This is a genomic window from Streptomyces sp. NPDC048270, assembly GCF_040652335.1.
In the GTDB taxonomy this organism is placed as follows: Bacteria; Actinomycetota; Actinomycetes; order Streptomycetales; family Streptomycetaceae; genus Streptomyces.
This window is the reverse complement of sequence record NZ_JBEZLV010000017.1, coordinates 37394-51385: the sequence shown is the minus strand read 5'-3', so window position 1 is coordinate 51385 and position 13992 is coordinate 37394. Positions and strand designations below refer to the sequence as shown.

The window sequence follows — 13992 nt, the reverse complement described above, 5'->3', positions numbered from 1 at the left end:
CAGGCGCCAATCCCAAGCAGTCACCCGACCCGCGGGCTCGCCGGTACGTCCGGCCGGCCCCTCCCCACTGCAGGGGGAGGGACCCGAGCCCGCGGGTCGCCTGCGTTTCCGGCCCCGCCTCGACGGGACCCGCACGGCTACGGGCAGAGGCGTTCGACGTGCCACTTCTCCGCGTCGCGGACGTACCGCAGGCGGTCGTGGAGGCGGTTCTCGTGGCCCTGCCAGAACTCCACCTCGCCGGGGACGACCCGGTAGCCGCCCCACTCCGGCGGCACCGGCACCTGCTCGCCCTCCGGGTAGCGCTGCTCCAGCTCCGCGTAGCGGCGGTCCAGCTCGGCGCGCGAGGCGATCACCTGCGACTGGTCGCTGGCCCAGGCGCCCAGCTGCGAGCCGTGCGGGCGGGAGCGGAAGTACGCCGCCGTCTCGTCGCGGCCGACCCGGGCGGCCGTGCCGGTCACGATGACCTGGCGGGCGATGGGGTGCCAGGGGAACAACAGGGCGACGTGCGGGTTCTCGGCGAGCTCGCGGCCCTTGCGGGAGCCGTAATTGGTGTAGAAGACAAAGCCCCGCGCGTCGAACTGCTTCAGCAGCACCGTGCGGGAACTGGGGCGGCCGTCGGCGGTGGCCGTCGAGACGATCATCGCGTTGGGCTCGAAGACGTGCGCGACGGCGGCCTGCTGGAACCATCGCGCGAACTGGTCCATGGGATCGTCGGCGAGGCTCTCCTCGGGGACGATCTCGGAGCGGTACTGCCTGCGCATGAGGGAGGGATCAAGGTCCTGATGGGTCACGCCGGCCATCCTGCCGCAGTGCGCCCACCGGGAGTGTGCCGTATGTCACGCTTCCGCAGTCCACCGGGAACGGACAAAATCTTGGGGCCGGTCCGACGGTCCCCGCGCGGGTGACCATCGGCCGCGCCGGGCATCAACGGGGATGACCGCGCCGGACCGCGAATCACGCCGGGAGCCGCGCGTGTTCGCACTATCTGAGGAGCCGCCTGATGTCCGACTTCGTACCCGGGCTCGAAGGGGTCGTCGCGTTCGAGACGGAGATCGCCGAACCCGACAAGGAAGGCGGTGCGCTCCGCTACCGCGGGGTCGACATCGAAGACCTCGTCGGGCACGTGTCCTTCGGGAACGTGTGGGGCCTGCTGGTCGACGGTGCGTTCAACCCCGGACTGCCCGCCGCCGAGCCCTTCCCGATCCCCGTCCACTCCGGCGACATCCGGGTCGACGTGCAGTCCGCGCTCGCCATGCTCGCCCCCGTGTGGGGCCTGAAACCGCTCCTGGACATCGACGAGCGGACCGCGCGCGACAACCTCGCCCGCGCCGCCGTCATGGCGCTGTCGTACGTCGCCCAGTCCGCCCGCGGCCAGGGCCTGCCCATGGTCCCGCAGCGGGAGATCGACAAGGCGGAGTCGGTCGTCGAGCGGTTCATGATCCGCTGGCGGGGCGAGCCGGACCCGAAGCACGTCAAGGCCGTCGACGCCTACTGGACCTCCGCCGCCGAGCACGGCATGAACGCCTCCACCTTCACCGCGCGCGTCATCGCCTCGACCGGCGCGGACGTGGCGGCGGCCCTGTCGGGCGCCGTCGGCGCGATGTCCGGGCCGCTGCACGGCGGGGCGCCCTCGCGGGTGCTCGGCATGATCGAGGAGATCGAGCGCACCGGCGACGCCGTGGCGTACGTGAAGAAGGCCCTGGACAAGGGCGAGCGGCTGATGGGCTTCGGGCACCGCGTCTACCGCGCCGAGGACCCGCGGGCGCGCGTGCTGCGGCGCACGGCCAAGGAGCTGGACGCGCCGCGCTACGAGGTGGCCGCCGCGCTGGAGAAGGCCGCGCTGGAGGAGCTGCACGCCCGCCGCCCCGACCGGGTGCTGGCCACCAACGTGGAGTTCTGGGCCGCGATCATGCTGGACTTCGCGGAGGTCCCGGCGCACATGTTCACGTCGATGTTCAGCTGCGCCCGTACCGCCGGCTGGTCCGCGCACATCCTGGAGCAGAAGCGCACGGGCCGCCTGGTGCGTCCGTCGGCCCGCTACATCGGCCCCGGCCGGCGCGACCCGCGCGACATCGAGGGCTACGCCGACATCGCCGGCACGGCCTGATCCCCGGACGGACCCCCTGCGCGAAGGGCGCCGTACCCCGTGGCGGGGTGCGGCGCCCTTCGCGTCGCCCGGGCTCAGCCCAGGGCCGCGTCGAGGATGCGGGCCCACTGGGCGACCACGCGGTCGCGGCGGGCCGTGTCGTCGGTGAGGACATTGGCCAGGCCGAGGCCCCGGGCCATGTCGAGGAGGCCCTGCACGGTCTCCCGTACGCCCGGCACGGACTCGTCCGCGCCCAGCAGCTCCACGGCGATGCGGTGGGTCTCCCGGCCGACCCGGGCCTCCAGTTCGGTGACCCGGGGGCGCAGCTGCTCCTCGTTGGAGGCGGCGACCCAGAGCTGGAGCGCGGCCCGGAACAGGGTGCCGGTGTACAGGTCGACGAGCGCCTCGACCGCGGCGGGGCGGGCGGCCGGACCGGCGTGGAAGAGCTCGCGCAGGGCGGTGGAGCGCTCCTCGGCGACGTACTCGACGGCGGCGGTGAACAGGTCCTCGCGGGTGCGGAAGTGGTGCTGGGCCGCGCCGCGGGAGACGCCGGCGCGTTCGGCGACGACCCCGACGGTGGAGCCCGCCCAGCCGTGTTCGGCGAGGCAGGAGACGGCGGCCTCGAGGAGGTGGCGGCGGGTGACCCGGCTGCGCGCCTGCTTGGGGCCGCCGGGCGGGGCGGGGGCGGCGGGGGGCGTGGCCCCGGCGGTGGCCGCGTGCGGTGCCGAGCCCGCCTTGTCGGCTGCCGAGCCCGCCTTGTCGGCTGCCGAGCCCGCCTTGTCGGCTGCCGCGCCGGTCACCTCGTCGGGCGCCGTGCCGGTCGACTCGTCGGGCGCCGTGCCGGTCGACTCGTCGGCTGCCGCGCGCGTCACAGCGACCACGACGGGGTGCGGCGCTCGAAGCGGGCGGTGATGCCCTCGCGGGCCTCCGGGGAGGCGAAGAGCCGCGCGGACAGCTCGGTCAGGCGGCTGCCGTCGCGGTCCAGGGTCTCGCGTACGGCAGCGGCGGTCAGCGCCTTGGTGGCGGCCAGGCCCTGCGGGGAGGCCTTGCGCAGCCCGGCGAGGACCGGCTCCAGGGCCTGGTCCACGTCCTCGGCGTGCAGGGTGAGCAGGCCGATGCGGGCGGCTTCGGCGGCGTCGAAGGCCTCGGCGGTGAGGAAGTAGCGGGCGGCGGCGCGCGGGTCCAGTCGCGGGAGCAGCGGCATGGAGATCACCGCGGGGGCCAGGCCGAGGTGGGTCTCGGTGAACGCGTACGTCGACCGCGGTCCGGCGGCGGCGATGTCGCAGACGCCGAGCAGGCCCAGGCCGCCGGCCCGGACGTGGCCGGTGACGCGGGCGAGGACGGGCTTGGGCAGTTCGGCGATCTCGCGGAGCAGGGCCAGGAACTCGGCCGGGTCACACGGGGACTTGAGGTCGGCCCCGGCGCAGAAGGTGCTGCCGGTGTGGGTGAGCAGGACGGCACGGACCGCCGGATCCGCCCCGGCGTCGGCGAGCGCGGCGCGCAGCTCTGCGACGAGGTCGGCGGAGAGGGCGTTGCGGTTGGCCGGGGAGTCCAGGGTGAGGACGGCTACGCCGGTCGCTCGCGCGGCGTGGACGGGTGGCATGTCTCCTCCGGAGGGGGTTGGCGGCTGGGCGGTGCGGGTCGGCTGCGCCGGAGCCCGGGCCCGGGTGGGCTTGGCTGCGGGGGCCGGGGCGGGGTGTTGTCCGGGACTCATGATCCATGGCGTCCTGGCCCGGCCGCTCTCCCCGAGCAGCTACCGCGCCCACACATCACGTTCTCCGTCCGGACAACACCCCGACCCGGCCCCGCGCCGGCCGGCTCTAGTACGACTTGGGCAGGCCCAGGGTCTGGTGGGAGATGAAGTTGAGGATCATCTCGCGGCTGACCGGGGCGATGCGGGCCACGCGGGAGGCGGTGATGAGGGAGGCCAGGCCGTATTCGCGGGTGAGGCCGTTGCCGCCGAGGGTGTGCACGGACTGGTCCACCGCCCGGACACAGGCCTCGCCGGCCGCGTACTTGGCCATGTTCGCGGCCTCGCCGGCCCCCAGGTCGTCTCCGGCGTCGTAGAGATGGGCGGCCTTCTGCATCATCAGGCGGGCCAGTTCCAGCTCGATGTGGGCCGCGGCCAGGGGGTGGGCCAGGGCCTGGTGGGCGCCGATGGGGTCCTTCCACACCTGGCGGGACTTGGCGTAGTCGACGGCCTTGGCGAGCGCGTAGCGGCCCATGCCGATGGCGAAGGCGGCGGTCATGATGCGTTCGGGGTTGAGCCCGGCGAACAGCTGGAGCAGACCCGCGTCCTCGTCGCCGACCAGCGCGGAGGCGGGCAGGCGCACCTCGTCCAGGACCAGTTCGAACTGCTTCTCCGCGGCCTGGAGTTCCATGTCGATGACCGAGCGGGTGAAGCCGGGGGCCTCGCGCGGGACGATGAACAGGCAGGGCTTGAGCCGGCCGCTCCTGGCGTCCTCGGTGCGGCCGACGATGAGGGTGGCGTCGGCGATGTCCACGCCGGAGATGAAGACCTTGCGGCCGGTGAGGATCCAGTGGTCGCCGTCGCGGCGGGCCGTGGTGGTGATGCGGTGGGAGTTGGATCCGGCGTCGGGTTCGGTGATGCCGAAGGCCATGGTCAGGCTGCCGTCGGCGAGGCCGGGGAGCCAGCTGCGCTTCTGGTCCTCGGTGCCGAAGCGGGAGATGACCGTGCCGCAGATGGCGGGTGAGACGACCATCATCAGCAGCGGGCAGCCCGCGGCACCGAGTTCCTCGAGGACGATGGACAGTTCGGCGATGCCGCCGCCTCCGCCGCCGTACTCCTCGGGCAGGCTGACGCCGAGGTAGCCGAGCTTGGCGGCGTCGGCCCACAGTTCGTCGGGATGGCCGCCCTCGCGGGCGACGCGGGCGAGGTACTCGCGGCCGTACTTCTGCCCCAGGGCGGCGACCGCCGTGCGCAGGGCCTTGTGCTCGGGCGTTTCGATGGTGGCGGAGCTCATGACGTCGTTTCCTCCTGGACTACGGCGAGCAGGGCGCCGAACTCGACCTGCCGGCCCGTGGTGGCGTGGAGCGCGGTGAGCGTGCCGGAGGCGGGAGCGAGGATGCGGTGCTCCATCTTCATGGCCTCCAGCCAGAGCAGCGGCTGCCCGGCGGTGACGGCGACGCCGGGGGCGAGGCCCTCGGCGACGCGGACGACGGTGCCGGGCATGGGGGCGAGGAGGGAGCCCGGTTCGGTGCGGGCCTGGGGGTCCGCGAACCGGGGGACGGGGGTGAGGGTGTGGGCGCCGAGCGCCGAATCGACGTAGAGGTCGGAGCTGTTCGAATTTTGTTTCACGTGGAACAGGCGCCGGATGCCGTCGACTTCGAGCGTGACGAGGTCCGGGGCGGCGGACAGGACGCGGACTCCGGGGTGGTCCACCGGGTGGTAGGCGACCTCGTACTCGGTGCCCGCCGCCGTGTAGCGGCGGGTCTGGGGCTGGGAGCGGACGTTGCGCCAGCCGCCGAGGCGGGCGGCGAGGGGGGCGTCCGGGCCCGGTGCCGCTTCGGCGAGGGCCGCCGCCAGGGCGGACAGGGTGGCGTCCGGGGCGTCGTCGGTCAGGGCGGCGAGGTGGCGCTCGTAGAAGCCGGTGTCGGGCTGTCCGGCGGCGAACTCCGGGTGGCGCAGCGACCGTACGAGGAGCTCGCGGTTGGTGGTGAGCCCGTGGATGCGGGCTCCGGCCAGGGCGTGGGCGAGGACGCGTACGGCCTCCGCGCGGGTCGGGGCGTGGGCGACGACCTTGGCGAGCATGGGGTCGTAGTGGATGCCGACCTCGTCCCCGTCGGTGAAGCCGGTGTCGACGCGGACCTCACCGGGCACGGCCAGGGTGTGCAGGACGCCGGTCTGCGGGCGCCAGTCCTGGGCGGGGTCCTCGGCGTACAGGCGGGCCTCGACGGCGTGGCCGACGGGCGCCGGGGGTGTGAGCGGCAGGGCGGCGCCCTCGGCGACGCGCAGCTGGAGGGCGACGAGGTCGAGGCCGAAGACGGCTTCGGTGACGGGGTGTTCGACCTGGAGGCGGGTGTTCATCTCCAGGAAGTAGGGGCGTCCGTCCGCGGCGACGAGGAACTCGACGGTGCCGGCGCCCTGGTAGGAGACGGCGCGGGCGGCGGCGACGGCCGCCTCGTGCAGGCTCTCGCGCAGGCTTTCCGGCAGGCCGGGGGCCGGAGCCTCCTCGATGACCTTCTGGTGGCGCCGCTGGAGGGAGCAGTCGCGGGTGCCCAGCGCCCAGACGGTGCCGTGGGCGTCGGCGAGGATCTGCACCTCGACGTGGCGGCCGCGCTCCACGTAGGGCTCGGCGAAGACCTCGCCGTCCCCGAAGGCCGATCGGGCCTCGGCGGCCGCGGCCTCCAGCTCCTCCTTGAGGACGTCGAGGTCGCGGACCACGCGCATCCCGCGGCCCCCGCCCCCGGCGGCCGCCTTGAGCAGCAGGGGCAGGTCGGCGCAGGTGGCGGCGGCCGGGTCGACGGGTTCCAGGAGCGGGACGCCGGCGGCGCGCATCAGCTCCTTGGCCCGGGTCTTGGAGGCCATGGCCTCGATGGCCTCGGGCGGCGGCCCGATCCAGGCCAGGCCGGCGGCCCGGACCTCGCGGGCGAAGGCCGCGTTCTCGGAGAGGAAGCCGTAGCCGGGGTGGACGGCGTCGGCTCCGGCGGTGAGCGCGGCCTTGATGATCAGGTCGCCGCGCAGGTAGGTGTCGGCGGGTGCGGCACCGGGCAGGCGTACGGCCGCGTCGGCCTCGCGCACGTGCAGGGCGTGCTCGTCGGGGTCGGAGTGGACGGCGACGGTGGCCAGGCCCAAGGCGCGGGCGGTGCGGAAGACGCGGACGGCGATCTCGCCGCGGTTGGCGACGAGCAGGGAGGTGATGGTCATGTGCGGGCTCACATCCGGAAGACGCCGAAGCCGCCGCGGGCGCCCTCGACGGGGGCGTTGTGGACGGCCGACAGGCACAGGCCGAGGACGGTACGGGTGTCGCGCGGGTCAATGACCCCGTCGTCGTACAGCCGCCCGGACAGGAACGTCGGCAGGGACTCGGACTCGATCTGCGCCTCGACGAAGGCGCGCATGCCGGCGTCGGCCTCGTCGTCGTACGGCTGCCCCTTGGCGGCGGCGGACTGCCGGGCCACGATCGAGAGCACCCCGGCGAGCTGCTGGGGGCCCATGACGGCGGACTTGGCGCTGGGCCAGGCGAAGAGGAAGCGGGGCTCGTAGGCGCGGCCGCACATGCCGTAGTGGCCGGCGCCGTAGCTCGCGCCGATCAGGACGGAGAGGTGGGGGACGCGGGAGTTGGAGACCGCGTTGATCATCATCGAGCCGTGCTTGATGATGCCGCCCTGCTCGTACTCCTTGCCGACCATGTAGCCGGTGGTGTTGTGGAGGAACAGCAGCGGGATGTCGCGCTGGTTGGCGAGCTGGATGAACTGGGCGGCCTTCTGCGACTCGGCGCTGAACAGCACGCCCTGGGCGTTGGCGAGGATGCCGACCGGGTAGCCGTGCAGGGTGGCCCAGCCGGTGACGAGACTGGTGCCGTACAGCGGCTTGAACTCGTCGAAGTCGGAGGCGTCGACGATGCGGGCGATGACCTCGCGGGGGTCGAAGGGCGTCTTCAGGTCGGGCGGCACGATCCCGAGGAGCTCGTCGGGGTCGTACGCCGGCTCCTCGGCCTGCGGCGGTTCCGCGTGCGCCGGGCGGTGGTTCAGGCGGGCGACGACGCGGCGGGCCTGGCGGATCGCGTCCTGCTCGTCGAGGGCGTAGTAGTCGGCGAGGCCGGAGGTGCGGGCGTGCATGTCGGCTCCGCCGAGGGACTCGTCGTCGCTCTCCTCGCCGGTGGCCATCTTGACCAGCGGCGGTCCGCCGAGGAACACCTTGGAGCGGTCCTTGATCATGATGGTGTGGTCGGACATTCCGGGGATGTACGCGCCTCCGGCGGTGGAGTTGCCGAAGACGACGGCGATGGTCGGGATCCCGTCGGCGGAGAGCCGGGTGAGGTCGCGGAAGATCGCACCGCCCGGGATGAAGATCTCCTTCTGGGAGGGCAGGTCGGCGCCGCCGGACTCCACGAGGCTGATGCAGGGCAGGCGGTTCTGCCGGGCGATCTCGTTGGCCCGTAGCGCCTTCCTCAGGGTCCAGGGGTTGCTGGCGCCGCCGCGGACGGTGGGGTCGTTGGCGGTCACCAGGCAGGGGACGCCCTCGACGGTGCCGATGCCGGTGACCATGGACGCGCCGACGGGGTAGTCGCTGCCCCAGGCCGCCAGCGGGGACAGCTCCAGGAACGGGGTGTCCGGGTCGAGCAGCAGCTCGACGCGCTCGCGGGCCAGCAGCTTGCCGCGCTGCCGGTGCCGGGCCGTGTACTTCTCGCCGCCGCCCTGGAGCGCCTTGGCGTGCTCGGCGTCGAGGGCGGCGAGCCGTTCCAGGGCGGCGGTACGGGCCTGGGCGTGCTCGGGGGCGTGGGGGTCGACGGTGGTGCGCAGGCGGGTCATGAGCCGGTCCCCTCCGGGGTGGTGGCGGGTTCGGTGGCGGGGTCGGGGTCGGGGTCGGGCGCGGTGGCGGGCGCGGTGGCGGGCGCAGGCGCTGGGGCGGGTTCGGGCAGCAGGTGGGTCGGGATGTCGAGGCGGCGGGCGCGGAGCCATTCGCCGAGGGCCTTGGCCTGGGGGTCGAAGCGGTGGCCGGAGGCGACGCCGTCGCCGAGGATGCCGGGGATCACGAAGTTCAGGGCGCGGAGGTTCGGGAGCACGTGCCGGGTGACGGGCAGGTCCCGGGCTTCGGGGAGCAGGTCCTGGAGGACCTCCACCGTGAGGGTGCGGTGGAGCCAGTCCCAGGCTGCGGCCGACTCGACCCATACGCCGACGTTGGCGTCCCCGCCCTTGTCGCCGCTGCGGGCGCCGGCCACCGAGCCGAGCGGGGCGCGGGTGGTGCGCCCCGCGGGGCTCTCCCCCACCCCGCCCCTTCCCGAACCGAGGCTCCGCCCCAGACCCCGCGCCTCAAACGCCGGCGAGGCTGAAGGGTCGGGGCTCGGCCCTGGGCCCCCCGCCTCAGACGCCGGCGAGGCTGCAAGATCGGGGCTCCGCCCCGGACCCCGCTCCTCAAACGCCGGAGGGGCTGGATCTTGTTCAGCCTCGCCGGCGTTTGAGGCGCGGGGGTCCGGGGGCGGAGCCCCCGTGGGGTCCGGGGCGGAGTCCCGGGAGCGGCGGCCGGGGCCGCAAGCCCCGGGGGCGGGCCGCCGCGCGACCGGAACCGGCCGGCGCGAGCCGTCCGGCAGGACCGCCACCTGGGGGACCGATTCCGCCGGGACGCAGTCCGAGCCGAAGACCCCGTACGGCTGCGCCGGCCCCGGCGGCGAGGTGACGTGGAAGCCGGGGTAACTGCCCAGGGCGAGTTCGATCGCGGCCGAGGTCAGACCGCGGCCCACCCGGTCCGGGGACGCATCGCGGACCACCAGGCGCAGCAGGGCGCTCGCCGTCTCCTCCGTCGGGGCGTCCTCGTGGTCGGTGCGGGACAGGGTCCACCGCACGTCCGCGACCCCTTCCAGCGCCTCGGACAGCTGCGCACGCACCAACGCCGCCTTCGCCTCGACGTCCAGGCCCGTCAGGACGAAGACCACCTCGTTGCGCCAGCCGCCGATGCGGGTCACGCCCACCTTGAGGGTGGCCGGGGGCGGTTCGCCGAGTACGCCCGAGATGCGGACGCGGTCCGGGCCGTCCGCGGAGAGCCGGACCGTGTCCAGGCGGGCGGTGACGTCCGGGCCGAGGTAGCGGACGCCCTGGGTCTCGTAGAGGAGTTGGGCGGTGACGGTGCCGGGCGAGACGACACCGCCCGTCCCCGGATGCTTGGTGATCACCGCGGAGCCGTCCTCGGACACCTCGGCGAGGGGAAATCCAGGGCGGCGGACGTCGTGGGCGGTGAAGAAGGAGTAGTTCCCGCCGGTGGCCTGCGTGCCGCACTCCAGGACGTGGCCCGCGGCCACGGCTCCCGCCAGCCGGTCGTAGTCGTCGGCCGCCCAGTCGAACCACCAGGCCGCCGGGCCGCTGACCAGCGCCGCGTCCGTGACCCGGCCGGTCACCACCACGTCCGCGCCCGCCCGCAGGCAGGCCGTGATCCCGGCGCTCCCGAGATAGGCGTTGGCGGTCAGCGCCCCCTCCCCGTACGGCATCAGGTCGTCGCCCTCGACATGTGCGACGGTCACGGGAACCCCCGCCTCGGCCGCCAGTGCCCGCACCGCGTCGGCCAGTCCGGCCGGGTTCAGGCCGCCCGCGTTCGTGACGATCCGCACGCCCCGCTCGTGCGCGAGCCCGAGCCCCTCCTCGAGCTGGCGCAGGAAGGTCTTCGCATAGCCGAGGTCCGGGTTCTTCAGGCGGTCGCGGCCGAGGATGAGCATGGTCAGCTCGGCCAGGTAGTCCCCGGTCAGCACGTCCAGCGGGCCGCCGGTCAGCATCTCGCGCAGGGCGTCGAAGCGGTCCCCGTAGAAGCCGGAGGCGTTGCCGATGCGCAGGGGGCGACGGGGGTGGCGGGGGTGCTGGGCATCGGGGGCGGCGGGGGCGGCGGTCATCGGGAGCCCTCCGGAGCCCGGCCCTGCCCCGCCGGGCCCGCGAAGGCCTGGGCGATGTCGAGCCAGCGGTCCGCGTCGGGGCCGGTGGCGGTCAGGGCGAGGTCGCAGCGGTGGGCCCGCTGGGTCACCAGGAGGCAGAAGTCCAGCGCCGGGCCGGTGATCCGCTGCGGGGCGTCCGAAGGCCCGTACGTCCACGCCCCGGAGCCGTCCGGGGCCGTGAGCTCGACCCGGAACTCCTCGGCGGGCGCGGGCAGTCCGCGTACCGCGTAGGCGTAGTCGCGGGCCCGTACGCCGATCCGGGCCACGTGCCGCAGCCGTGCCGTGGGGGTGCGGCGTACGCCGAGGGCGTCGGCGATGTCCTGCCCGTGCGCCCAGGTCTCCATCAGCCGGGCGCTCGCCATGGAGGCGGCCTTCATCGGCGGCCCGTACCAGGGGAAGCGGGTGTCGGGCGAGGCGGCGGCCAGGGCCGCGTCGAGGGCGGCGCGCGCGGAGCGCCACCGGGCGAGCAGCTCGGCGGGCGGCAGCTTCGCGCCCTCCTCCGCGCCCTCGTCGACGAAGGATTCGGGGGCTTCCAGGGCGTCCTCGACCATGCGGGCGAAGCCGGCGGCGTCGGTGAGGGAGAGCAGGGCGGCCCGGTCGGTCCAGTGCAGATGGGCGATCTGGTGGGCGATGCTCCAGCGGGGCGCGGGTGTGGGCCGGGTCCAGTCGGGAGCGGGCAACTCGCCGACCAGGGCGTCGAGTTCGCGCCCCTCCTCGCGCAGGTCCGCGAGAACGGCGGCAGCGGCGGCGGTGGCGTCTGCGGCGGACGGATCGGGCACGGTGTGCTCCCCTCTCGGCGTGAGGGGAACACTGGCAGCCGCCTCCAAAACAATCAAGCACGCTTGCATGGTTTTCTCAGGAGGTGGCGCGTTCCCGCCACCCCCGCCAACCATCCGCCGAGGAAGGGAAGTTGGTGACCGCTCCTGGCAGCCGCCGGTCTCCGGGCGGCTCGCCCGCCGGCCGGGCCGGGGCCGGACGGGGGCGATTCAGGCCGTAAGCCGGAAACTCGCGATACGTCACCGGATGTCCCGTCGATACTGGACGTTCCGCTCCGGGCCCGGGCGCGCGCAGCACGTTCATGTCACTCGACGCAGACCACGACGAAGAGGATGAACTGACGTGAATCCAGCCGCCCGAACCGCGCACGCCTCCCCGACCCCCTTCTCCCTCTACCCCGAGCTCGACGCGAACGCCCTGCACGCCTTCGTCGAGGCCCTGGAGAGCGGTGACGTCACCGGCCTCTCCCCCGCCCGGGCCGCCGAGATCGCCGAGGTCCGGTCCGTCGCCGTCTTCTCCCGCGGCAAGGTGACCGGCGCCGACGGGGACCTGCTCGACGCCGCGCTCTGGCGGCACACGGGCAGCGCGCCGCGCCCGGCGGTCGTGATGCCCTCGCCGTGGACCAGCCTGGGCTGGCTCGTGTACGCGGTGCAGGCCACCCTCTTCGCGGCCCGCGGCTACGACGTCCTCACCTACACCACCCGCGGCTTCCCCGGCTCCGAGGGCCAGGTGGACGTGGCGGGCCCGCTCGACGTCTCCGACGGCAGCCGGGCCCTGGACCACCTCATCGAGCGCACCGCCGGCCCGGTGACGAAGATCGGCTTCCTCGGGGACTCGTACGGCTCGGGCATCAGCCAGCTGGTCGCCGCCCACGACACGCGCGTCGACGCCGTGGTCGCGCTGAGCACCTGGGGCGACCTCGGGGAGGCGTTCTACGAGAACTCCACCCGCCACGTCGCCGCCGTACGGGCCCTGCTCGAGGCGGCCGGGAAGGCGCGGCTGAGCCCGCAGACGCAGAGCGTCTTCGACAACGTCCTCACCGGCCGCGACATCCGCTCCACCCTGGCCTGGGCCGAGCCGCGCTCGCCGTTCACGCACATCAAGGAGCTCAACCGCCGCCAGGTGCCGGTCCTCTACGCGCACGCCTGGCACGAGACGCTCTTCCCGGTCAACCAGACGCTGAAGATGTTCAACGAGCTGACCGGCCCCAAGCGCATGGTCCTGTCCATAGGCGACCACTCCGGCCCCGAGTCGTCGGGCATGTTCGGCCTGCCGAACCGGATATGGACGGACGCCCACCGCTGGTTCGACCACCACCTCAAGGAGATCGACAACGGCATCGGCGACGAGGGCCAGGTGCTCGGCGAGGTCATGTGGAACAAGACCCTCGAACCCCGGCCGACCTGGCCCTCCCTCACCGAGCACACGCACCGGCTGTTCCTGGCGGGCAGCGGGGACCTGGCGGAGGCTCCGGAGGCGGGCTGGACGGCGACCGTGCTGTGCGGGGTGGACACCGCGGCGACGGTCGCCGACGCGGTGGTCCTGTCCGGCTACGCGGAGATGGCCGGCCGGCCCAAGGCCTACCCGACGGGCGACATCGACCGCTCGGTGGCCGCCGTATGGGCCTCGGCGCCGGTGGAGGAGACCACCCGGCTGCGCGGCACACCCGCACTGCGGGTCACCTACCGGGCGCCCAACCCCGGCTCCGCCTTCGTGGCGTACCTCCTGGACACCGCGCCCGACGGCACCGCGCACATCGTCACGCACGCCCCGTACACCGACCTCGACTCGCCGCCCGACAGCCTGATCAGCGCGGACATCGACCTCCAGGCGACGGCGTACGACGTCCCGCGCGGCAACCGGCTGCTGCTGGTGATCGACGCCCGCGACCCCTTCTACGGTGACGCCAACCTGCCGCGCGCGACCTTGGCCTTCACCTCACCGGAGCCGACGCCCTCGTACCTGGACCTGCCGCTGGGCTAGCGGGCAGGAGTACGCCCCGCCCGGCCGGTCCCCCGTGGCCGGCCGGGCGGGGCGTACGGTCTCAGGGGCGACGGGTGAAGTCCATCGTCCAGTTGTGGAGCCAGTCGGCGCCGCCGTCGAGCGAGAAGAACTGCTCCCAGCGCGGCGCCTGCCCCTCCCCCGTCCCCGACCACACGTACCGCACGCGCACCGGCTGCCCGTCGTGCGTGTCCTCCCCTTCGAAGACGCCGTGCCCGCCCTCGAACCGGCCGACGACGGGCGGGAACAGGACGCCGGTGCGGCGGCTCGACCAGTACAGCGACCACTGCTCGCGCTCCCGGTCGAAGAGCCGCAGCGTCAGGCCGCCGAAGCCCTTCGTCGGGAAGTCGATCTCGTCGAAGCTGGCGCCGCCGTCGAAGTGGCGGGAGATGCGCGACACGGCCGGGAACTCCTCCCACGCGCTGTCCGCGTCGAGGAAGTCGGCGCGCCAGCGGTTGGCGACGTCCCAGGTGCCGATGAGGAAGTCGAAATCGTTCATGTGAGGACCGTAGGAGGGGTTCACTGACA

At 74.0% G+C, this 13992-nt stretch carries 11 protein-coding genes; 2 read left to right on the top strand and 9 right to left on the bottom strand.

The window, feature by feature from the left end; translation table 11 throughout:
- Positions 1-137 precede the first annotated feature (137 nt).
- Positions 138-800: a pyridoxamine 5'-phosphate oxidase gene (pdxH, locus tag AB0D66_RS17145; protein WP_362303305.1), complete on the bottom strand. Its 663-nt coding sequence runs from the start codon at positions 798-800 to the stop codon at positions 138-140.
- Positions 801-1000: 200 nt separating this feature from the next.
- Between pdxH and AB0D66_RS17140 the strand changes: the two genes are divergently transcribed.
- Positions 1001-2107 (top strand): citrate synthase 2, encoded by a 1107-nt coding sequence (locus tag AB0D66_RS17140; protein ID WP_362303303.1) that lies wholly within the window; start codon positions 1001-1003, stop codon positions 2105-2107.
- Positions 2108-2181: 74 nt separating this feature from the next.
- On the opposite strand, the gene AB0D66_RS17135 is transcribed toward AB0D66_RS17140, so the two are convergent.
- From AB0D66_RS17135 to AB0D66_RS17105, 7 genes are all read right to left on the bottom strand, one after another.
- Complete coding sequence (locus AB0D66_RS17135; RefSeq protein WP_362303300.1) at positions 2182-2958, bottom strand: TetR/AcrR family transcriptional regulator; 777 nt, start codon at positions 2956-2958, stop codon at positions 2182-2184.
- On the bottom strand, positions 2955-3689 hold the full coding sequence (locus AB0D66_RS17130) for an enoyl-CoA hydratase family protein (protein WP_362303298.1): 735 nt from the start codon (positions 3687-3689) through the stop codon (positions 2955-2957). Before AB0D66_RS17130 ends, AB0D66_RS17135 begins: the two co-directional genes overlap by 4 nt.
- A gap of 217 nt (positions 3690-3906) precedes the next feature.
- On the bottom strand, positions 3907-5070 hold the full coding sequence (locus AB0D66_RS17125; protein WP_362303295.1) for an acyl-CoA dehydrogenase family protein: 1164 nt from the start codon (positions 5068-5070) through the stop codon (positions 3907-3909).
- The gene (locus AB0D66_RS17120; protein WP_362303292.1) at positions 5067-6974 is read right to left on the bottom strand and encodes a biotin carboxylase N-terminal domain-containing protein; all 1908 of its coding nucleotides are present in this window, start codon (positions 6972-6974) and stop codon (positions 5067-5069) included. The genes AB0D66_RS17125 and AB0D66_RS17120 overlap by 4 nt, the downstream gene beginning before the upstream one ends.
- Before the next feature lie 8 nt (positions 6975-6982).
- A complete protein-coding gene (locus AB0D66_RS17115) occupies positions 6983-8581 on the bottom strand; it encodes a carboxyl transferase domain-containing protein (protein ID WP_362303289.1) in 1599 nt (532 codons plus the stop codon).
- A complete protein-coding gene (locus AB0D66_RS17110; protein ID WP_362303286.1) occupies positions 8578-10647 on the bottom strand; it encodes an acyclic terpene utilization AtuA family protein in 2070 nt (689 codons plus the stop codon). Before AB0D66_RS17110 ends, AB0D66_RS17115 begins: the two co-directional genes overlap by 4 nt.
- Positions 10644-11465 (bottom strand): TIGR03084 family metal-binding protein, encoded by an 822-nt coding sequence (locus AB0D66_RS17105; protein WP_362303283.1) that lies wholly within the window; start codon positions 11463-11465, stop codon positions 10644-10646. The genes AB0D66_RS17110 and AB0D66_RS17105 overlap by 4 nt, the downstream gene beginning before the upstream one ends.
- A gap of 340 nt (positions 11466-11805) precedes the next feature.
- Between AB0D66_RS17105 and AB0D66_RS17100 the strand changes: the two genes are divergently transcribed.
- Positions 11806-13446 carry a CocE/NonD family hydrolase gene (locus AB0D66_RS17100; RefSeq protein ID WP_362303280.1) on the top strand — a complete coding sequence of 547 codons (1641 nt, stop codon included), beginning with the start codon at positions 11806-11808 and terminating at the stop codon, positions 13444-13446.
- Between the two features lie 61 nt (positions 13447-13507).
- Here the strand turns inward: AB0D66_RS17100 and AB0D66_RS17095 are convergent, their stop codons facing one another.
- Positions 13508-13963, bottom strand: coding sequence for a hypothetical protein (locus tag AB0D66_RS17095; protein ID WP_362303277.1), 456 nt, complete (start codon positions 13961-13963; stop codon positions 13508-13510).
- Positions 13964-13992: the final 29 nt, after the last annotated feature.